We start from the raw sequence: 20,828 nt of genomic DNA on the forward strand, positions 1-20,828 counted from the left end.
TCCGCAGCCGCGCAACGGCTGCACAAGGGAAACCATCATGGCCACCACGCTCAACCCCTCTGAAATCAGCGACCTCATCAAGACCCGCATCGAGCAGGTCAAGCTGGCCGCCGAGTCGCGCAACGAAGGCACGGTCACCAGCGTGGCCGACGGCATCGTGCGCATCTTCGGCCTGGCCGACGTGATGCAGGGCGAAATGATCGAGCTGCCGGGCAACACCTTCGCCCTGGCCCTGAACCTGGAGCGCGACTCGGTCGGCGCCGTGGTTCTGGGTGACTACGAGCACCTGCGCGAAGGCGACATCGCCAAGACCACTGGCCGCATCCTGGAAGTGCCGGTCGGTCCGGAACTGCTGGGCCGCGTGGTCAACGCGCTGGGCGAGCCGATCGACGGCAAGGGCCCGATCAACACCCCGCTGACCGCCCCGGTCGAGCGCGTGGCACCGGGCGTGATCTGGCGCCAGTCGGTCGATGAGCCGGTGCAGACCGGCTACAAGTCGGTCGATGCCATGATCCCGATCGGCCGTGGCCAGCGCGAGCTGATCATCGGCGACCGCCAGACCGGCAAGACCGCGATGGCCATCGACGCGGTGATCAACCAGAAGGATTCGGGCATCAAGTGCGTGTACGTCGCCATCGGCCAGAAGGCCTCGACGGTGGCCAACATCGTGCGCAAGCTCGAAGAGAACGGCGCGCTGGCCCACACCATCGTGGTGGCCGCCACCGCGTCCGAGTCGGCCGCGATGCAGTACATCAGCGCCTACTCGGGCTGCACCATGGGTGAGTACTTCCTGGACCGCGGCGAAGACGCGCTGATCGTGTACGACGACCTGTCCAAGCAGGCCGTGGCCTATCGCCAGATCTCGCTGCTGCTCAAGCGCCCGCCGGGCCGCGAAGCCTATCCGGGCGACGTGTTCTACCTGCACTCCCGCCTGCTCGAGCGCGCCTGCCGCGTCTCGCCGGCCTACGTGGAGAAGTTCACCGAGGGCAAGGTGACCGGCAAGACCGGTTCGCTGACCGCACTGCCGATCATCGAAACCCAGGCTGGCGACGTGTCCGCGTTCGTGCCGACCAACGTGATCTCGATCACCGACGGCCAGATCTTCCTGGAAACCGACCTGTTCAACGCCGGCATCCGCCCGGCGGTCAACGCCGGTATCTCGGTGTCGCGCGTCGGTGGTGCGGCCCAGACCAAGATCATCAAGAAGCTCTCCGGCGGTATCCGCATCTCGCTGGCCCAGTATCGCGAGCTGGCGGCCTTCGCCCAGTTCGCCTCGGACCTGGACGAAGCCACCCGCAAGCAGCTCGAGCGCGGTCAGCGCGTGACCGAGCTGATGAAGCAGAAGCAGTACGCCCCGATGGGCATCTGCCTGCAGGCGCTGTCGATCTACGCCGTCAACGAGGGTTATCTGGACGACGTGCCGGTGAACAAGCTGCTGTCCTTCGAAGAAGGCCTGCATGCCCACTTCATCAACACCGCCGGCGAGCTGGTGAGCAAGGTCAACGGCACCGGCGCCTGGAACGACGAGATCGAGGCGGCGTTCAAGAAGGGCATCGAAGAGTTCAAGCAGACCGGCAGCTGGTAAGCGACGGTTTGGTGTAGAGCGGAGCTTGCTCCGCTTTACGTGTAGCGGAGCAAGCTCCGCTCTACAAAGCAGCGGAGCTTGCTCCGCTCTACGGGAAACGGAAGATGGCTGGCGGACGCGAAATCAAGAACAAGATCAAGAGCGTGCAGAACACCCGCAAGGTGACGCGCGCCCTGGAGATGGTCTCGGCCGCGAAGATCCGCCGCGCCCAGGACCGCATGAAGACCTCGCGCCCCTACGCGCGGGCGATGCGTCAGGTCATCGGGCACCTTGCCCAGGCCAACACCGATTTCCAGCATCCCTACCTGGTGGAGCGGGAGAAGGTCGAGCGCGTCGGCTACATCGTCATCTCCTCCGACCGCGGCCTGGCCGGTGGCCTGAACAACAACCTGTTCCGCAAGACCCTGGGTGAAATGCGCCAGTGGCAGGACAAGGGCGCGCAGGTCGACGTGGTCACCATCGGCCAGAAGGCGGCGGTGTTCTTCCGTCGGCTCAAGGTGGACATGGTCGGCAGCATCAGCCACCTGGGCGACGTGCCGCACCTGGAGCAGCTGGTGGGCGTGGTGAAGGTGATGCTGGAGGCCTACGAGTCGGGCAAGGTCGACCGGGTGTTCCTGGTTTACAACCACTTCGTCAACACGATGTCGCAGAAGGCCTCCTTCGACCAGCTGCTGCCGTTGCCGCCGGCCGAGGAGACCGTCGCCAAGCACGACTGGGACTACCTGTACGAGCCCGATCCCAAGACCGTGCTCGAGCACGTGCTGGTGCGTTACGTGGAGTCGTTGGTCTACCAGGCGGTGCTGGAGAACGTGGCCTCCGAGCACGCCGCGCGCATGGTGGCGATGAAGGCCGCCAGCGACAACGCCAGCAAGCTGATCGGCACCCTGCAGCTGTCCTACAACAAGGCGCGCCAGGCGGCGATCACCCAGGAAATCTCCGAAATCGTCGGCGGCGCAGCGGCGGTCTAAGCGCGCGCGGCCACAGGTCTTTATCTAGAGGATGCAGCAATGAATCAGGGCAAGATCGTTCAGATCATCGGCGCGGTCGTCGACGTCGAATTCCCGCGCGGCGACGTGCCGAAGGTGTACGACGCGCTGAAGGTGGACAACACCGAGATCACGCTGGAAGTCCAGCAGCAGCTGGGCGACGGCGTGGTCCGCACCATCGCGCTGGGTTCCACCGATGGCCTCAAGCGCAACCTGGTGGCCACCAACACCGGCAAGGCGATCTCGGTGCCGGTCGGCAAGGCCACGCTGGGCCGCATCATGGACGTGCTGGGTCGCCCGATCGACGAGGCCGGTCCGGTCGAAGGCAGCGACAGCTGGGAAATCCACCGCGCCGCGCCCTCGTACGAAGACCAGTCCTCCTCCACCGAGCTGCTGGAAACCGGCATCAAGGTGATCGACCTGATGTGCCCGTTCGCCAAGGGCGGCAAGGTCGGCCTGTTCGGCGGCGCCGGCGTCGGCAAGACCGTCAACATGATGGAGCTGATCAACAACATCGCCAAGGCGCACGAAGGTCTGTCCGTGTTCGCCGGCGTGGGCGAGCGTACCCGCGAGGGCAACGACTTCTACCACGAGATGAAGGACTCCAACGTCCTGGACAAGGTCGCGATGGTCTACGGCCAGATGAACGAGCCGCCGGGCAACCGCCTGCGCGTCGCGCTGACCGGCCTGACCATGGCCGAGTACTTCCGCGATGAGAAGGACGAGTCGGGCAAGGGCAAGGACGTGCTGCTGTTCGTCGACAACATCTACCGCTACACCCTGGCCGGTACCGAGGTGTCCGCGCTGCTGGGCCGCATGCCGTCGGCGGTGGGCTACCAGCCGACCCTGGCCGAGGAAATGGGCGTCCTGCAGGAGCGCATCACCTCGACCAAGAACGGTTCGATCACCTCGATCCAGGCCGTGTACGTGCCCGCGGATGACTTGACCGACCCGTCGCCGGCCACCACCTTCGCGCACCTGGATTCCACGGTGACCCTGAGCCGCAACATCGCCTCGCTGGGTATCTATCCAGCGGTCGATCCGCTGGATTCCACCAGCCGCCAGCTGGATCCGCTGGTGATCGGCAACGAGCACTACGATGTCGCCCGTCGCGTGCAGGCCACCCTGCAGAAGTACAAGGAGCTCAAGGACATCATCGCGATCCTGGGCATGGACGAACTGTCCGAAGAGGACAAGCAGGCCGTGTCGCGCGCGCGCAAGATCGAGCGCTTCTTCAGCCAGCCCTTCCACGTGGCCGAAGTGTTCACCGGCGCCCCGGGCAAGTACGTGTCGCTGAAGGACACCATCCGCGGCTTCAAGGGCATCCTGGACGGCGAGTACGACCACCTGCCCGAGCAGGCGTTCTACATGGTCGGCAGCATCGACGAGGCCGTGGAAAAGGCCAAGAAGCTGGCCGAGAAGGCCTGATCCGCACAGCGTCGAAGGCGAGCCGACCGGCTTGCCACTGACGCGGCAGAGGACATTGCATGAGCACCATCCGTTGCGACATCGTCAGCGCCGAGCAGGAGATCTACCACGGTGAAGCCACCCTGGTGGTCGCCACCGGTGAGTTGGGCGAACTGGGTATCGCGCCCAAGCACGCGCCGCTGATCACGCGCCTGAAGCCGGGCAAGGTCGTGGTGACCACTGCCGGCGGCGAGCAGCTGGACTTCGCCATCTCCGGCGGCATCCTGGAAGTGCAGCCGCAGGTCGTCACCGTGCTGGCCGACACCGCCATCCGCGCACAGGACATCGACGAGGCCGCCGTCAAGGCCGCCAAGGAAGAAGCCGAACGCGTGCTGGCCAACCGCGGCGAGACCGAAGACCTGGCCGAAGCCCAGCGCAAGCTGATGGAAGCCGTGGTCCAGCTGCAGGCGCTGGAGCGCCTGCGCAAGACGCTCAAGCACTGAAGCGGAAACCCGCGGTCTCCCGACCTGATTTCCCGCGAGAAAACGCCGGCGCAAGCCGGCGTTTTTTGTTTCCGGTCTCACGTGCTGGCGGCTGGTCCGGGCCAACGGCCTGGTGCGGGTTGGCGCTGGCTTCTGCGGGGCGCCGATGACCACATCGGCACGACTTATCGGCTTTTTACCGTGCCAACTGGTAATGGGGTCGCGGATTTCGCCGGTGGTCGAGCAAGCCACGTCCATGGAGGACGTGCAGGCGTCCGTCTCTCACCGGTAGATCACGTAGCGTCCGGCCAGGAAGGTCAGCACCGCCAGGCCGCCTTCGACCACTGGCTTGGCCAGCCAGGTCAGGCGCAGGCCGAGATGATGTTCGGCCAGCACGATCAGCCAAGTGCTCAGCGCTGTGGCGATCAGCCACACCACGAGAAACCGGCCAAAGCGGCGCCAGCCCAGGCGCGCGCCATCCTCGTGCGAGGCGAAGGTATAGCGCCCATTGAGCCAGAAGCCCAGCAGCGCGCCAGAGACACGGCCCACGAGATTGGCGGGCATGGCCTGGATTCCCAGCGCGCTCAAGGCGACGAAGACGCTCCAGTCCAATGCGAGTTGAGCCACGCCAACGATCAGGAAGGAGCGGCCTTGGCGGACGAGGTGGCGCGAGGAAGCAGTCGGCATTGCCTGATTCTATCGATGTGCTGAAAGTTCGGTCGGTTGGGCTGCTGGCGTAGCAGCGATGCGTTCCGGGCCGGGATCCGTCCGGCTGGGAGGTCGTGCGTCAGGCGCCTGTTCGGGCCGCGTCACACGCCGAGGCTGGCATCGCAACGCGCTTCAATGGGCAGATCTGAAGCTTGCCAGGGCGGAGCGAGTCCTCGACCTTGCTGCACTGACCATCGATCTGAAGCCCGTAGCGCTGGTAGCGGTCTGCGAACGGGTCGGTGTGATCCTGGTCGAGTTCCATGAGCAAAAACACGGGGCCGCTATGGGACCGAATGGTTCGCTCGGCGCGCTGCTGTAGATGCGTGCAATGCTGCGGGTCCATGAAATTGTTGGCGATCGCAACGGCCTGTACCTTCCTTGGGAGGTAGGGCACGGCGTGGCCGAGTGGGTGAATGCTGGATAGCACCACCAGCGCATCCTCTGGCAATGCAGGGAACCGCACCTTCACCATCGGCGTGGTGAAGACATGATCGCGCCCCCAACTGGGGCGATCCGTCACGGCGATGATCAGCACGGCGGCCACGGCCAGCAGCCCACGCGGCCAGCGAGCAGGCCAGACCTTCCAGACCATCGCACAGATGGCGACGCTACAAAGCAGCTCAAAAGCAAAGAGATAGCGGTAGATGCCGTAGATCAACACCCAACAGACAAAACTTGCCAAAGCAAACGCCACGAGCATGCGCTTGCCTGTGCGTGGCGTTGCGGCCGCGTCTGGGTGGGCTGCACGTTGGCGTGTCTCGAACCATGCCATTGCAAAGGCGGCAAGGCCGAGCAGGACGCGTGGATCGGCCAGCTTGCTTTCCGAGTAGCGGTTGCTGCTGGAGAGCAGATGGACCGGCACCAGGAGCGCATCAATGCCGTGTGGAATGAATTTCGCATCGCTGTAGGAAAGCGGCAATCCGTCGGCTGAGCGGAAGATCTGGTTGAAATACGGGAACAGCGGATTGCCGTGTGCCTGCCACATCATCCAGGCCCACGGTCCGGCGGTGATCAGCACACCGGTGACACCCCCTGCCGCCAGCGCGAGCGTGCGCTGCGGAAGGCTTCGCAGAGGCCCCGCGACGACCATGGCGGCGGCCAGCCCGATACAGTAGATCCCACCGGTGAGCTTGAGTCCTGCGGCGGCGCCCGCCATGAGCCCAGCCGGTATCCAGACCGACAAGGCGCCACGTTGCGCATGTGACCCGATCACCCAGTACAGGGCGGCCAGCGCGCCGGCGGCGACGAAGGCGTCGTTGAACGTGCTGCCCAGGGTCGGTCCCACTGCCGCCCCGGTCAGGGCCACGACGGTCGCCCAGCCAGTGCGCCATCGGCTGGACCCGTCGGGCCAGAGCAGGTCCATGATGCGCAGCGCGAATACCAGTGCGAAGCAGGCAGGCACGGCCAGCCATACCGTCACCAGCCAGCCCGGTGCGCCGACCTGCACCAACCAGGCGAAGGGGAAATCCACCGTCGGGTTATGCCAGGTCTGCAACTGGGCCACCGCGATGTCGCTGTCATACCGGCCTTGCATCAAGGCAGAGGCGGTATAGAGGTGATAATTGCGCAGGTCCCAGTTGTGATCCTGGCCTGTGGCCAGGGTAAAGATCAGGGTGAGCAGGCCGGCAATGACGAGTATCGGCTTCCATGAAGCAGGGCGGCTTGCGGGTGCATTCGTGGGGGCTTCCATGCGACTGGATGAGTCCTGGCGTGAATCTGGGCTGCCTATGCTAGGGCAAAGTTCACTGCAGCCCGTAGAGGGAGCGGCTTAGACTAGGCCGCTGTTTCCTGGCTTTTTGGGTTTTCCATGACTTTGCCCCTGCACGTGATCATCCTGGCCGCCGGTGAAGGCAAGCGCATGAAGTCCGCGCTGCCCAAGGTGCTGCAGCCCGTGGCGGGGCAGCCGATGCTGGCGCACGTCATCCAGGTCGCGCGGGCCCTGGAGCCCGCCGCCATCCACGTGGTCTACGGGCATGCCGGCGAAGAGGTGCGCGATGCGTTCGCCGGCCAGCCCGACCTGATCTGGGCCGAGCAGGCCCAGCGCCTGGGCACCGGCCATGCCGTGCAGCAGGCCATGGAGAACGTGCCCGATGCCGCCACCGTGCTGGTGCTGTATGGCGATGTGCCGCTGATTCGCCCCGAGACCCTGCTGCGGCTGTTGCACGCGCCCGGACGCCTTGCGGTGCTGGTGGCCGAACCGGACGATCCGACCGGCTACGGCCGCATCGTGCGCGACGCCAACGGCAAGGTCGGTGCCATCGTCGAGGAGAAGGACGCCGACGACGACCAGCGCCGCCTGCACACTGTCAACACCGGCATCCTCACCGCCGAATCGACCGCGCTGCACCGCTGGCTGGATCAGCTGGACAACGACAACGTGCAGGGCGAGTACTACCTCACCGACATCTTCGGCATGGCCGCGGCCGAGTTCAGTCCGGCCGAGATGGTGGTGGTCGCCGATCCGCTGGAGGCCGAAGGCGCCAACGATCCCTGGCAGCTGGCGCACCTGGAGCGCACCTGGCAGCTGCGCCAGGCCAAGGCGCTGTGCCTGGCCGGTGCGCGCCTGATCGACCCGGCGCGGGTGGACCAGCGCGGCCGCGTGCGCGTGGGTCGCGATGTGCAGATCGACGTCAACGTGGTGCTGGAAGGCGACGTTGACCTGGGCGATGGCGTCCTGATTGGGCCCTTCGTCCGGCTCAAAGACGTCAAGCTCGGTCCGGGCACCGAGGTGCGCGCGCACTGCGACCTGGAAGGCGTGGTGACCGAAGGGGCCGTGATGATCGGCCCGTTCGCGCGCCTGCGCCCGGGCACGGTGCTGGCCGACGGCGTGCACATCGGCAATTTCGTGGAAACCAAGAAGGCGGTCCTCGGCGTCGGCACCAAGGCCAACCACCTGACCTACCTGGGCGATACCGTGATCGGCAGCGGGACCAACATCGGCGCCGGCACCATCACCTGCAACTACGACGGGATCAACAAGTTCACCACGACCATCGGCGACAACGTATTCGTGGGCAGCAACTCGGCGCTGGTGGCCCCGATCACGCTGGGCGATGGCGCTACCCTGGGAGCGGGCACCGTGCTGGTAAGCGACGCCCCGGCCGGCAAGCTGACCGTGGCGCGCGCGCGCCAGAACACCATCGAGACCTGGGAACGGCCGAAGAAGAAAACTTCCTGAGCGGGCTGGCGGTTGCGCGCGCCAGCGGTTAACGTCGGGTGCACGGGCGATGCACGGGGAGTGGGCGTCTGATCGAACCTGGCAGTTCCCGGTCGCACGCTGCTGCGCTTGATGCGCGCGGGTGGCCGGGGACATGCCCGCGACTGGATGCACGCGATCCGGGCGCACGCTTTCCCCACGCAGAGGTTGTCGCATGAAGTCGCATCGCTTTTCGCTCCGTGTCCTGGGTTTTGGCTGCCTGCTTGGCGTCGCGCTTTCCGCCCAGGCGGCAGATCTGGAATATCACCGTCCCGCCGGCAGCAAGGCACCGTATGCGGCCGCCGTGCGCGCGGGCGACACGGTGTACGTGTCCGGCCAGCTCGGTGTCGGCGCCGATGGCAAGCTCCCGGCCGATTTCGCGAGCCAGGCCAGCAACACCATGGCCAACGTCGCCAAGGTGCTGGGCACGGCCGGCGCGTCCATGGACCAGGTGACCCAGTGCACGGTGATGATCGCCGACATGAAGGACTGGGCCGAGTTCAACAAGCTCTACGTGGCCGCCTTCAAGCCCGACCATCTGCCCGCGCGCAGCGCGATGGCTGTCAGCGCCCTGCCGATGCAGGCCGCGCTGGAAGTAGGCTGCACGGCCTACGCGCCGGCCGGCTGACCACGCAGGCGACCTATCCGCGGGAGCGGACTACAAAGGCGCCATCAGTGCTGCTGACCTCTGGCACACGTGTTGTGCCGGAGGTTGGCATTCAATGACCTCATGGATGGAAACACAACCTGCCGCGTCTTCCGCCGCATCGGCCGGATGCATCGCCACGCCGGCGCACCGAAGGGCCTGCGCGCGCGCCCGGCCTGGCGGCGCTGACGACATGGCGGCGATGCGCTACTCGCAGGCGGCCAAGGCCCGGGCGCTCCAACAGGTGCATGCGCTGGCGGCCAACGGTTACTCGCGACGCGGCGCGGTCCAACACGTTGCAAAAGGCCTGGGTTGCCGCAGCGAGACGCTCAATGCCTGGCTGCGACGCGAAGCCAGCCAGCAGCGCGGTAGTGCGCATCATGACGTGCATGGCGCTCGCCTGCGCCAACTCGAACGCGAACTCCAGGAGCTGCGACGCCTCACCGCCGCCCTGCAGCGCGCCTTGCGGGCGGCGCTCGACGCGAAGGGCGAAGACGCTTCGCTAAACGCGCCCATCCCGTGGGACGCTAGCCAGCGCTGAGGTCGGCGAGGCTGGTCAGGTACTGGGCAGGTGCAGGCTGACGCACAGTCCGCCGCCCTCGCGGTTGTGCAGGGCGATGCGCCCATCGTGGGCCTCGACAATCTCACGGGTCAGCGCCAGCCCCAGGCCGGTGCCGTTGCGCTTGGTCGAGTAGAAGGGCACCAGCGCGTTCTGCAGGACCGCTTCGTTCATGCCGCTGCCGCGGTCGAGCACCTCCACACGCACCTGTCCGTGCAGGGGGGTGACGCGCACGGTGACCTCGCTGCCTTCGCCTCCGGCCTCGTGCGCGTTCTTGACCAGGTTCAACAGCGCCTGGCCCAGCTGCGCCGGATCGATGCGGCTGCGCACGCCCTCAGCATGGCCCTCGATGGTGAAGCCGATCTGCTGCTGCAGCCCACGTAGAAAGGCGGCCCATTCGATGGCCTGCTTCTGCGGCTGTGGCAGCTTGGCAAAGCGCGCGTAGCCACGGATGAATTCCTCCAGATGGCGCGCGCGCTCTTCGATGGTGGCGAACACATGCTCGAGCTGATCGTGCCGGCCGCGTCGCACCAGTTCGCCGCCGGAGTGCGCCAGCGAGGCCACCGGCGCCAGTGAGTTGTTGAGCTCGTGGCTGATCACGCGGATGACCTTCTTCCAGGTCTGCACCTCCTGGCGGCGCAGCTCGGTGGTCAGCCGCCACAGCTGCAGCAGCTCCTGCTGGCGGCCGTTGAGCTGGAAGCGTCGCCGTGCCAGGTGATAGATCTGCTCCTCGCCGCCTTCTTCCTCCGCGCCCACGGCGAACAGGCTGTCCCCGCCGCGTTCCATCGCCTCGACCAGTTCCGGCTCGGCGTGTTCGAGCAAGGTCTCGAAGCGCTGCCCCTCCATGCGCCGGCCGCCGAACAGCAGGTTGCGCGCGGCCAGGTTGGCGAACACCACGCGCATGCCGCCATCGCCACCGGGCGCCAGCAGCAGCATCGCCACGGGTGAGTGCTGGATCATGCTGTCCAGCAGCAGTTCGCGCTGGGCCAGGCCCTGGCGCTGGTCGCGCAGCACCTGGCCCAGTTCCTCGTGGGAGAGCACCAGATCGTTCAGTTCGTCGTTGCCGGACCAGTGCACGCCGAAGTTGAACTCGCCATCGCGATAGCTGTTGACCGCGCCGGACAAGGCACGGAACAGCGAGTTCACCGGCATCAGGGCCTGACGAATGACCCAGGCGGCCAACGGCAGCAGCACGACCGCGGAGATGATGGCGCTGAGCCATACATCCTCCAGCCAGGTCTGCATGGCCAGCGGCAGGGCGATGGCCGCGACGCCCAGTGGCAGCAGCCACAGCATCAGGCGACCGGCCAGCGAGCGCTTCATGGCCGCGCGCTCATTGCGGCTTGATTCCATGCCGGTCCATGCGCCGGTACAGCGCCTGCCGGCTCAGGCCCAGCTCGGCGGCGGCCTGGGCGATCACGCCGCCAGCGCGCGCCAGCGCACCTTCGATCTGGGCCTTGTCCGGCTCGGCCGAGGGCGCGTGTACGCGTGCGGCCGGCGCGGCGGCCGGCAGCTGCAGGTCGGCCGCCTCGATATGCGCGCCGGGACTGAGCAGGCTGGCGCGCTGAATGACGTTGCGCAGCTCGCGCACGTTGCCCGGCCAGGCATGGCGCAGCAGCGCGGCGCGGGCCGATTCGCCAATGGGCTTGTCGGCGAAGTGCGCGGCCAGCGGCAGGATGTCGCCGGGACGTTCGGCCAGCGGCGGCAGCGCCAGTTCGATCGCGTTGAGGCGGTAGTAGAGATCCTCGCGGAAGCTGCCCTCGCGGATCATCGTCTGCAGGTCGGCATTGGTCGCACTGACCACGCGCACGCGCACGCTGCGCTCGCGGTTGGAGCCCAGCCGCTCGAAGCGCCCGGTTTCCAGCACGCGCAGCAGCTTCATCTGTCCGGCCGGCGGCAGGTTGCCGATCTCGTCCAGGAACAGCGTGCCGCCATCGGCCGCCTCGAACTTGCCCTCGCGTGCCTTGTTGGCCCCGGTATAGGCGCCGGCATCGGCACCGAACAGTTCGGCCTCGATCAGCTCGCTGGGCAGGGCGCCGCAGTTGAGCGTCACGAACGGCCCGTGCCGTACCGAGGAGTTGGCCTGCACGATCTCGGCGATCTTTTCCTTGCCACTGCCGTTGGGGCCGGTGATCAGCACCGGCAGGTCGCTGCGCGCCACCTGGCAGGCCAGCGCCAGCACGCGCTCGCTGGCCGGGTCATTGAACACCAGGCCGCGCAGGTCGTACTTCTCCTCCAGCTGCGCACGCTGCAGCCGGTCGCGCGCACGGCGGCGGTCCAGCTCCTCGCGTGCCTCGGCCAGCTCCAGCAGGGTGTTGACCGTGGCCAGCAGGCGGCGGTCGTCCCAGGGCTTGCCCAGATAGTCGGCCGCGCCGGCCTTGACCAGTTCCACGGCCGCTTCCAGATGGGTCCACGCGGTCAATAGCACCACCGGCAGGTCGGGATGGCGCGCGCGGATCTGCGCGAACAGCGCCTGGCCCTCCTCGCCACTGGTGGTGTCGGCGGAGAAGTTCATGTCCTGGATCACCAGGTCGATCGCCTCGCGGTCGAGGATGGCCAGGCCGGCGTCCGGACTGGCCGCGTGCAGGGTATCGATCTCGTGCAGCGAAAACAGCACGTCCAGGGCGTGGGCTACGGCGGGGTTGTCGTCGATGATGAGCAGGGTCGGCATAGGTCCTTCGCCTTACTGGCGGATGGCCTTGAGGGTGGTGCCGCCTTGGGTGAGCAAGAGGTGGCTGACACGATCGTTGGCACCGAAGACGAACTCCACGCGCGCCTGCTGCCCGCTGGCATGGAAGACGGTCTCCGAGTCGGCCACCAGCGCCACGGCGCCGCCGCCGGCCGGGCGCAGCATCAGCGTGCTGCCTTCGTGCCAGACCTCCAGCGCCAGGCCGTTCACGGCGGCATAGCGGCCGGTGTAGCCATCCAGCGTGCCCTCGGAGACCAGCACGCCATCGGCGGCCGGCGCGGCCTGGTCGGCCAGCGCGGTGCCGACGCAGCAAAGGGCTAGCAGCATGCCCAGCAGGGAGGACGGGCGGACGGACATCACATGCTCCGGGGTGGTGGGTGAACCGGCACAGGATACCGGCCTGCGGCAGCAGGCGATCCGGCTCACGCGCCGGGTGCCGGCGGGGGTGGTGGTGGCAACGGTGGCGGCGGGGGCGCGGGAGGAATCAGGTCCACGTAATCACTGGCCGACAGATGCGCCACACGCACGCTGCCATCGCGCGCGTCGACCTGCAGCGCCGTGCTGTGACCATGCAGGGCGCGCAGGGCCGAAATCAGCGCAGCCACCGTCTGGACCGGCTTGCCGTCGACCGCGCGGATCACCTCGCCGGCGTGTAGCGGCAGTCCCTTCGCATCTTTCACCACGACGCCCGCCTGGACGTCACGCAGCTGCAGGCGACGCTCCAGGCCTTGCCAGCGGAGCTGATGGTCATCGACCTGCAGGTGGCCAAACTTCGCCTCGGCAGACGCGGGTTGAAGCGTTGCGCACAGGGCGCACAGCACGGTGGCGATGAGCAAGCGGCGTGAGGTTGGCATATGCATCTTCATGGAACGTCAGCCGGCCCGCGTGGCGATGGCCGGCGGGACGCGCGAGGCGCGCAGGGCGGGCCCGAGCACGGCGACCTGGCCCAGTGCCCACAGCAGCAGCGCACCGACAGGCAGGTAGAGCAGCGGCAGGCGCGCGAGTTCGTACTGGCGCATCAACAGCTGGTTCAGGCCGTAGGCCAGCAGCATGCCCAGCACGACGCCGGCGCCGACGATCAGGAAGTTCTCGGCCTGGAAGTGGCGCAGGATGTCCCCGCGCGTGGCGCCCACCGCGCGGCGGATACCGATCTGCCGCGTGCGCTGGCCAACCCAGAAGTTCGCCAGCCCGCCGATGCCCAGCGCGGTGACGAACAGCAGCGCCAACGACGAGGTGATGAGCAGACCGAGCATGGTGACGTCGCGCTGGAAGTATTCGCGGCGCACCTGGGTGTAGGTGCGTCGCTGCTCCTCGGGAATCAGGCGCACCGGGCCGGCCTTGTCCAGCGCGGCGGCCGCTTCGCGCAGCACGCGCTGACGGTCCTGGGGGGCACTACGCAACAGATAGGTCGAGGAGATCTGTCCCTTGCTGGTGGAGGTCAGCAGAAGCATCGTGTCGTCCGGCACGCCGGAGACCATGGGCGCCAGCACGTCCTGGATCATGCCCACCACTGGAACCGGGCCATTGAACCCGTACAGCAGCTTGCCTACCGGGTTCTGCCCAGGCCACAGGCGGTGGGCCATGCTGCGGGTCACGATGACGGCCTGGCCGGCCTTTTCGGCGGCGCGCTCCTCGTCGGTGAAATCGCGCCCCGCGAGCAATTTCAGGCCCATTGCGCTGAGCAGGTCCGACGAGCCGGAATAGCTGGGAAACGAAACGCAGCCACTGATGCCGTCGATGCCGCGGGCGGCTTTGGCGCGATCAAATCCCTCCTGCGATGTGCACGCCCCCGTACCGGAATAGTTGCGCGACAGCGGCATGCTGCCATTGTCCAGCGCCGCCGCGGCCTGAACGCCATCGATGGCGCGTAGCGCCGTCAGGTCGGTCCGCCGCTGTGCCTGTGCATTGGCCGCATCGTCCAGTCCACTGACGCTGATCAGGGACAACTGGTCTTCCGGAAGGCCGGAGGCCGCGGTGATCTGCTGGATCCGTCCGACCAGCATGAAGCCTGCATTGATCACAATGGCGCAGGTCAATGCGACCTGTAGCGTCAACAGCGCGGCGGTGAGCCGGTGATGACGCAGCGCCGACAGGATGGGCATGAGGGGCAACGGCATGATTCAGACTCCCTTGATCTGCAGCGCAGGTGAGATCCGGCTCGCGCGCCATGCCGGCAGCAGGCCGGACAGCAAGGTCGCCACCACGGCCAGCGTGACGGTGGAGAACAACATCGGCGCGTCCATCTGGGCGATCCGGGCGTAGTCGTCGGGACGTTGGCGCACGCTCCACAGTCCGAGCTGGGACAGGGCGATGCCCAGCAGCCCTCCGCTCAGGCCGATCAAGGCGGCTTCGGTCCCAAGCTGGACCAGGATGTCCCGGCCACGTGCGCCCAGGGCGCGGCGCACGCCGATCTCGTTGCCGCGGCGCAGGAACTTGGCCAGCAACAGGGCAATGATGTTGACCAGGCACACCAGCAGAAAGCCCAGCGCCAGCCACAGCTGCAACTGCACTTCCGAAGGCACCAGCTTGCGATAGGCCAGCCAGTCCATCAACGGATACAGGCGCACGGTCTCCGGATCGCGCTCGAAGCGCCCGCTGGCATGCTGCTGGGCGGCGTAGTCATGCAGGAAGCGCGTGTAGTCGGCGACCTGCTGCGGGGTGTCGAGCTCCACCCAGAATTGCAGCCAGCTCGACGAAGGCGATTTCAGGACGTCTTCCATGTCCGACTCGGCCCAACTGGATTGGTTGCCGGAAATGTCGAACCGAAGTTCAACCGCGACCGACAGAGGCAGGAAGAACGCATCGCTCTGGCCGAACGAATCGCTGCTGCCCAGGTCGGCGTAAAAGCGCGGCTGTGGCGACCACGGTGCGGTGACGCCCACCACCCGGAAAAGCGTGTCCTTCAGGCGCACCGTGCGCCCGACGACATCGGTCGTTCCGTATAGCTTGACCGCCAGGTCGTGTCCCAGCACCGCCACGCGCGCATGCTCATCGTCCTCGTGCGCGGTCCAGCCTTGGCCATGCTCAAAGGGGACCTGGAACATCGCAAAGAAATCCGCGGTGGTGAAGCGGCCCTCGTAATAGTTGGGACGGGCCACGGCCTTGGTCGGCCACACCAATAGCCTGCCGCCGGCCATGGCCGCCTGATGCGTCGCCTTGCCATGCGTGAGCAGCGCCATCGCGTCGGGATAGGTGAAGTTGTTTGAAGGATTTCCCCACCTGCCACCATCGGGATACTTCAGCGGCAGCGGATCAAGGTGCGGATAGAACAACCCCCCGCTTTTCTCGGGAATCGGATCTTGGGTCATGACATGCAGCACGGTGAGCATGGTCATGCTGGCGCCGATCCCCAGGCCGATGGCGCACACCATCAGCGCGGTCATCACCGGCGTGCGCCGCAGGCTGCGCAGGGCCAGGCGGAAGTAGTAGCCGATCAAGGTTCGCTCCTGTGCACTGTTACGTTGAAGGCCTTCAGGCGCTGCGGGTGGCAATCGCCGGCGGCACGGCAGCGGCCTTGCGCGCGGGCCAGAACACGGCGACCTGTCCCAGCGCCCACAGCAGCACCGCGCCCACGGGCAGGTACATCAGCGGCAGGCGTGGCAGCTCGTACTTGCTCATCAGCAGCTGGTTGATGGCGTAGGCCAGCAACATGCCCAGGGCGATGCCGGCGCTGACCAGCATCAGGTTCTCGGTCTGAAAGTAGTTGAGGATCTGACGCTTGCTGGCGCCCAGCGCGCGGCGGATGCCGATTTGTCGGGTGCGCTGTTGCACCCAGAAGCTGGTCAGTCCGACGATGCCGCCGGCGGTGACCAACAGCAGCACCACGCAGACGGTCACCAGCAGCCAGGCCATGGTGCGGTCGTCGTCGTAGTAACTGTGGCGCGCCTGCTCCAGCGTGCGTGCATCATCGCTGGACACCAGCCGGGTGGGGCCATGCGTACGTAGCGTCTGAAGTGCGGTCTTGAGGATGGCCTGGCGCTGTGCGGGATCGGCCACGCGCAGTAGATAGGTGCCGCGCGAATAGGGCAGGTTCGACGGCATCAACACGGCGTAGTCGTACTGGGCCGACCTGCCGTTGTCGCGAGGTTGCACGAGTCGGTCAACCACCCCCACCACCGGGTTGGTGCCATCGATGTAGAGCGTCTTGCCGACCGCGTTTTGTCCTGGAAACAACCGCTCCGCCAGCGCCTGGCTCAGGATCACCGGGGTGCTGCTGCTTTCAGGCGTCGAGGTGGGGTTGGTCTGGAAGTCGGTGAATTCATTGGCGTTGAACGGGCGTCCTGACACCACGCGCAGGCCGAGTGTCTCGATGACTTGCGTGCCGCCCAGGTATCGTGTCTCGGTCGCCGTGGGCTTGTCCTGATCGGGGCGCAGGCTGATGCCACTGACCCCGAAATTTGAGCCGAACACGGTCTGGTTGATGATGGAAGCGGCCCTCACACCGGGAATCGCGCGCAGCGCGCTCAGGTCATCGCGGGTCACGGCCAAGGCATCGCTGTCCTTGCCAATGCCGCTGACATGCAGCTCCACCAGGTGGGATTCATCGAGCCCCGTCGGCCGCTGGATGCGCTCCAGACGCTGTCCGATCAGGAACAGTGCATTGCAGACCACCGCACAGCTGAAGGCGATCTCCAGCACGATCAGCGTGGTGGCGATCTTGTGGCGGCGCAGGGTGGAAAGGATCGGTCGCAGTTCCATGGGGATCTCCGGTTACTGCGATTTGAGTTGGATGGCGGGTGTGACGTGCATGGCCTGCCAGGCCGGCAGTGCGCCGGCCAACAGGCTGCTCAGGAGCGCCAGGCCAAAGGTGGCCAGCAGCATCGTCAGATCCATGTGCGCCATGGGCGCGTAATCGGCCGGTTGCTTGCGGACGATGGCCAAGCCGAGCAACGCCAGGCCCAGCCCCAGGCTGCCGCCGGTCAGACCGACGATGCCGGCTTCGACCAGGTATTGGGCGAACACGGTCCTGCGGCTGGCCCCCAAGGCGCGGCGCACGCCGATCTCGCTGCTGCGGCGCAGGAACTTGGCCAGCAGCAGGCCGATGGTGTTGAGCAGGCAGATCACCAGGAACCCCAGCGCCAGCCACAGCTGCAAGCGCACATCGGACGGCACCACGTGATTGCGATCCAGCCACTGCATCACGTTGAGCAGCTTGAGGTCTCCGGGGTGCTTGAATCGCCCCGCGTCGTGCTGGCGGGCGATGTAATTGTCCAGATAGCGGCGGTAATCGGCGGCATCCGATCCGGCGCCCAACTCGGTCCAGTACTGAAGCCAAGCACAGGGCGCGGACAGGGCGGTCTTGCCTTCTGGTGTATCGCCCCAGCACCACATCGAACCACTCAACGGGAACGCCAGGTCCATCGCGGTGGAGAAGGGAACGAAGATCTCCTCGCTGTTGCCGAACTCGTCGTTGGTCAAATCGTAGAAGCGTGGATTGACCGCCCACGTGTTCAACACCCCGATCACCTGAAGCGACTGTCCGCTGACCTGGATGGTGCGGCCGGTGCCGTCGGCACCACCGAAGAGCTGCTGATTGAGTTTTGAGGAAATCACCGCCACGCGCGCGTGATCGGCATCGTCGCGCGCTGACCAGGCATGGCCATGCTTCAGCGGCACATCGAACATGGGGAAAAAGTCGGCCGTCGTGTAGCGCGACTCGACCCGGAACGCGCTCTGTCCGGCCGCGGTCGGGAGAATGACCACGCTGCCGGCGGACATCATCGCCTGGCGCTTGCCATGGCCCTGCTTGAGCAGGCTTTCGGCATCCAGGCGGGTCATTTGCAGCAGCTCGTCCCGGTCGCCAGGGTCGTATTGGCTATCGGGCAGGGCGTTCATCTGAACATAAAACAGCCGCTCACTCTTGCCTGGAATCGGGTCGCTGGACAGCACGTGAAACACGGTCAGCGTGGTCATCGACGCACCGATGCCCAGCGCTATGGTTAACACCATCAACGCGGTCAGTGCCTTGTTGCGACGGAAACTTCGCAAGGCCAGATTCAAGTAGTAGGCAAGCATGTGGAGCTCCTGTGCGGCCGGTTAGGCGCTGCGCGTGGCAATTGCCGGCGGCACTGCGGCAGCCCTGCGCGCTGGCCAGAACACGGCAACCTGCCCGAGCGCCCACAGCAGCACCGCGCCCACGGGCAGGTACATCAGCGGCAGGCGCGGTAGCTCGTACTTGCTCATCAGCAACTGGTTGATGGCGTAGGCCAGGCCCATGCCCAGCACGATGCCCACGGTGGCCAGAATGAAGTTTTCGGTCTGGAAGTAGCGCAGGATCTGGGCGCGGGTGGCGCCCAGGGCGCGGCGCACGCCGATCTGGCGCGTGCGCTGGGCCACCCAGAAGCTGGCCAGGCCGATGATGCCCAGCGCGGTCACCACCAACAGCGCGGCGCTGACCGCCACCAGTAGCCAGGCCATGGCGCGGTCGTTGCGGTAGTAGCGGGTGCGCAGGTCTTCCAGGGTGCGGCTGGTGTTGACGCTGACGATGCGGGTCGGGCCGATATGCGACAGCACCTGCTTGGCTTGATCCAGCACCGCGTCGCGGCGGGCCGGGTCGGCCACGTTGATCGCGTAGATGCCGCCGTCCATGTAGCTGAAGCGCACCGGGAACAGCATGGACATGTCGTATTCGGCGCCGGGGCCGGCATCGCGCGGCTTGGCCAGGTGCTCGATGATGCCGACCACGTGATGCGGCTGGTCGCCAAAGACGTAAATCGACTTGCCCAGTGCGGACGCGCCGGGGAACAGGTGCGCGGCCAGTGCCCGGGTCAGGATGACCGATGGATAGTTGTTGTCGTCCGCATTGCGGTACTCGTCGGGCTTGAAGTCCCGGCCTTCCACCAGCTTCAGGCCCAGCGCATCCAGGCCACCCTCACCAACCATGTAGTTGGTGGTGGCCATGGTGCTGTCCTCCTGGTCCGGGCGCAGCTTGATGCTGCTCATCCACATGGAGTTGGCGAACGTGGCCTGGTTGATCGTGGTGACCGCGCGCACACCGGGGATGGCGCGCAGCGCGTTCAGGTCGGCGCGGGTGACGGCGTTGCCCTCGGCGTCGTGGCTGATGCCGTTGATGCGCAGAAACACCAGGTGCGACTCGTCCAGCCCGCTGGGCCGGTGCATGCGTTCCAGACGGTTGTTGATGAGGAACAGCGCGTTGCAGACGATGGCGCAGCTGAAGGCGATTTCCAGCACGATCAGGGCCGCGGCCGTCTTGTGGCGCAGCAGGGTGGACAGGATGGGGCGCAGTTCCATGATGCGGCTCCTTATTGCGTCTTGAGCTGGATGGCGGGAGTGACCTGCATCGCGCGCCAGGCCGGCAATGCGCCGGCCAGCAGGCTGCTGACCAGGGCCAGGGCAAAGGTGCCCAGCAGCATCGGGGCGTCCAGGTGGGCCAGGGTGGCGTAGTCGGTGGGTTGCTGGCGCACCGCCCACAGGCCCAGCAAGGCCAGGCCCAGGCCGAGGACACCGCCGGCCAGGCCGACCGTGCCGGCCTCGACCAGGCACTGGACGAAGATGTCCCGGCGCGAGGCGCCCAAGGCGCGACGCACGCCCAGCTCGCTGCCGCGGCGCAGGAACTTGGCCAGCAGCAGGCCCACGGTGTTGAGCAGGCACACGCCCAGGAAGCCCAATGCCAGCCACGCCTGCAGACGCACGTCGCTCGGCACGACCTGGTTGTGGTCCAGCCAGGTCATCACGTCGCTCAGACGCACGTTGGGCGCGCGCTGGAAGCGGCCGGCGTCGTGCTGGCGCGCCGAGTAGTTCTCCAGGTAGGCGCGGTAATCGGCAGCCTTGGACGGGGATGCCAACTGCACCCAGTACTGGACCCAGGCGCAGCCGGCGTTCAACGCCAAGGCGTCATCGCCGGCATCGCTCCAGCAGTTGGTGTTGCCGCTGTTGCCCCAGTGCAGGTCCATGGCAGTGGAGAAGGGGACGTACACGTCTTCCGGCCCTTCGTTGTAGCGGCCGTTGGTCAGGTCGTAGAAGCGCGGGTTGGGATTCCAGTCGCCATCGACCACGCCCAGCACGCGGAAGGCGGTCTTGCCCAGCTGCAGCGTGCGCCCGGTGGGGTCGGCCTGGCCGAAGAGCTTTTGTGACAGCGGCTGGCTGATCAACACCACGCGCGCACGCGCCTCATCATCGGCCGCGGTCCAGGGATGGCCGTGTACCAGCGGCACCTCGAACATCGGGAAGAAGTCCGCCGAGGTGTAGCGCGCATGCAGGAGGAAGGGCGTCAGGCCCGGCGTGTCCGGCTCGATGGCCGCGCCACCGGCCGACATCATCGCCTGCAGGTCGCCGCGCTTTTCGCGCAGCAAGGCTTCGGCGTCGAAGCGGGTGAGCTGGTCGCTGGGGTCCTCGCCCGGCTTGGCGCCATTGAGCGGCCGCGGATCCAGCTGCACGTAGAACAGGCGGTCGCTCTTGTCTGGAATCGGATCGCCGGAGACCACGTGGAAGACGGTCAGCGTGGTCATCGACGCACCGATGCCCAGGGCGACGGCCAGCACCATCAGCACGGTCAAAGCCCGGTTGCGGCGGAAGCTGCGCAGGGCGAGATTGAAGTAGTAGGCGAGCAT

The 20,828-nt window shown here is 66.6% G+C and carries 19 protein-coding genes; 7 read left to right on the forward strand and 12 right to left on the reverse strand.

All coding sequences use genetic code 11. From position 1 onward, the window contains the following. Window positions 1-37: 37 nt before the first annotated feature. The 4 genes from atpA (at window position 38) to PJ250_RS11010 (ending at window position 4,481) form a co-directional block, all read left to right on the forward strand. Window positions 38-1,585: a F0F1 ATP synthase subunit alpha gene (gene atpA, locus PJ250_RS10995; protein ID WP_271644579.1), complete on the forward strand. Its 1,548-nt coding sequence runs from the start codon at window positions 38-40 to the stop codon at window positions 1,583-1,585. Between the two features lie 104 nt (window positions 1,586-1,689). Beyond that, window positions 1,690-2,553 carry a F0F1 ATP synthase subunit gamma gene (gene atpG / locus PJ250_RS11000; RefSeq protein WP_271644580.1) on the forward strand — a complete coding sequence of 288 codons (864 nt, stop codon included), beginning with the start codon at window positions 1,690-1,692 and terminating at the stop codon, window positions 2,551-2,553. 39 nt (window positions 2,554-2,592) lie between these two features. Beyond that, entirely contained in the window at window positions 2,593-3,999 is a 1,407-nt protein-coding gene (gene atpD / locus PJ250_RS11005) for a F0F1 ATP synthase subunit beta (RefSeq protein WP_271644581.1), read from the forward strand. Window positions 4,000-4,058: 59 nt separating this feature from the next. Next, window positions 4,059-4,481, forward strand: a complete 423-nt coding sequence (locus PJ250_RS11010) for a F0F1 ATP synthase subunit epsilon (RefSeq protein ID WP_271644583.1) — start codon at window positions 4,059-4,061, stop codon at window positions 4,479-4,481. Between the two features lie 261 nt (window positions 4,482-4,742). On the opposite strand, the gene PJ250_RS11015 is transcribed toward PJ250_RS11010, so the two are convergent. Next, window positions 4,743-5,147: a GtrA family protein gene (locus tag PJ250_RS11015; protein WP_271644584.1), complete on the reverse strand. Its 405-nt coding sequence runs from the start codon at window positions 5,145-5,147 to the stop codon at window positions 4,743-4,745. 100 nt (window positions 5,148-5,247) lie between these two features. Then, a complete protein-coding gene (locus PJ250_RS11020) occupies window positions 5,248-6,858 on the reverse strand; it encodes a hypothetical protein (protein ID WP_271644585.1) in 1,611 nt (536 codons plus the stop codon). Between the two features lie 117 nt (window positions 6,859-6,975). Between PJ250_RS11020 and glmU the strand changes: the two genes are divergently transcribed. From glmU to PJ250_RS11035, 3 genes are all read left to right on the forward strand, one after another. After that, the gene (gene glmU / locus PJ250_RS11025) at window positions 6,976-8,346 is read left to right on the forward strand and encodes a bifunctional UDP-N-acetylglucosamine diphosphorylase/glucosamine-1-phosphate N-acetyltransferase GlmU (RefSeq protein WP_271644586.1); all 1,371 of its coding nucleotides are present in this window, start codon (window positions 6,976-6,978) and stop codon (window positions 8,344-8,346) included. Window positions 8,347-8,539: 193 nt separating this feature from the next. Further along, entirely contained in the window at window positions 8,540-8,992 is a 453-nt protein-coding gene (locus PJ250_RS11030; RefSeq protein ID WP_271644587.1) for a RidA family protein, read from the forward strand. 211 nt (window positions 8,993-9,203) lie between these two features. Further along, window positions 9,204-9,551: a transposase gene (locus PJ250_RS11035; RefSeq protein ID WP_271644588.1), complete on the forward strand. Its 348-nt coding sequence runs from the start codon at window positions 9,204-9,206 to the stop codon at window positions 9,549-9,551. Window positions 9,552-9,566: 15 nt separating this feature from the next. On the opposite strand, the gene PJ250_RS11040 is transcribed toward PJ250_RS11035, so the two are convergent. The 10 genes from PJ250_RS11040 to PJ250_RS11085 form a co-directional block, all read right to left on the reverse strand. Beyond that, window positions 9,567-10,892: a sensor histidine kinase gene (locus tag PJ250_RS11040; RefSeq protein WP_271644589.1), complete on the reverse strand. Its 1,326-nt coding sequence runs from the start codon at window positions 10,890-10,892 to the stop codon at window positions 9,567-9,569. A gap of 10 nt (window positions 10,893-10,902) precedes the next feature. Beyond that, the gene (locus PJ250_RS11045) at window positions 10,903-12,240 is read right to left on the reverse strand and encodes a sigma-54-dependent transcriptional regulator (protein ID WP_271644590.1); all 1,338 of its coding nucleotides are present in this window, start codon (window positions 12,238-12,240) and stop codon (window positions 10,903-10,905) included. A 12-nt stretch (window positions 12,241-12,252) separates the two neighbouring features. Beyond that, window positions 12,253-12,615 carry a hypothetical protein gene (locus PJ250_RS11050; RefSeq protein WP_271644592.1) on the reverse strand — a complete coding sequence of 121 codons (363 nt, stop codon included), beginning with the start codon at window positions 12,613-12,615 and terminating at the stop codon, window positions 12,253-12,255. 65 nt (window positions 12,616-12,680) lie between these two features. Further along, window positions 12,681-13,112 carry a PDZ domain-containing protein gene (locus PJ250_RS11055; protein ID WP_271644594.1) on the reverse strand — a complete coding sequence of 144 codons (432 nt, stop codon included), beginning with the start codon at window positions 13,110-13,112 and terminating at the stop codon, window positions 12,681-12,683. 18 nt (window positions 13,113-13,130) lie between these two features. Then, entirely contained in the window at window positions 13,131-14,375 is a 1,245-nt protein-coding gene (locus tag PJ250_RS11060; protein WP_271644596.1) for an ABC transporter permease, read from the reverse strand. A gap of 3 nt (window positions 14,376-14,378) precedes the next feature. Next, window positions 14,379-15,695, reverse strand: a complete 1,317-nt coding sequence (locus PJ250_RS11065; protein WP_271644597.1) for an ABC transporter permease — start codon at window positions 15,693-15,695, stop codon at window positions 14,379-14,381. Window positions 15,696-15,729: 34 nt separating this feature from the next. Further along, window positions 15,730-16,956 carry an ABC transporter permease gene (locus tag PJ250_RS11070; protein ID WP_271644598.1) on the reverse strand — a complete coding sequence of 409 codons (1,227 nt, stop codon included), beginning with the start codon at window positions 16,954-16,956 and terminating at the stop codon, window positions 15,730-15,732. A 12-nt stretch (window positions 16,957-16,968) separates the two neighbouring features. Next, window positions 16,969-18,273, reverse strand: a complete 1,305-nt coding sequence (locus PJ250_RS11075) for an ABC transporter permease (protein WP_271644599.1) — start codon at window positions 18,271-18,273, stop codon at window positions 16,969-16,971. A 21-nt stretch (window positions 18,274-18,294) separates the two neighbouring features. Then, a complete protein-coding gene (locus PJ250_RS11080) occupies window positions 18,295-19,509 on the reverse strand; it encodes an ABC transporter permease (protein ID WP_271644600.1) in 1,215 nt (404 codons plus the stop codon). Between the two features lie 11 nt (window positions 19,510-19,520). Then, window positions 19,521-20,828 carry an ABC transporter permease gene (locus tag PJ250_RS11085; RefSeq protein WP_271644601.1) on the reverse strand — a complete coding sequence of 436 codons (1,308 nt, stop codon included), beginning with the start codon at window positions 20,826-20,828 and terminating at the stop codon, window positions 19,521-19,523.

Source organism: Pseudoxanthomonas sp. JBR18 (genome assembly GCF_028198165.1).
GTDB lineage: Bacteria > Pseudomonadota > Gammaproteobacteria > Xanthomonadales > Xanthomonadaceae > Pseudoxanthomonas_A.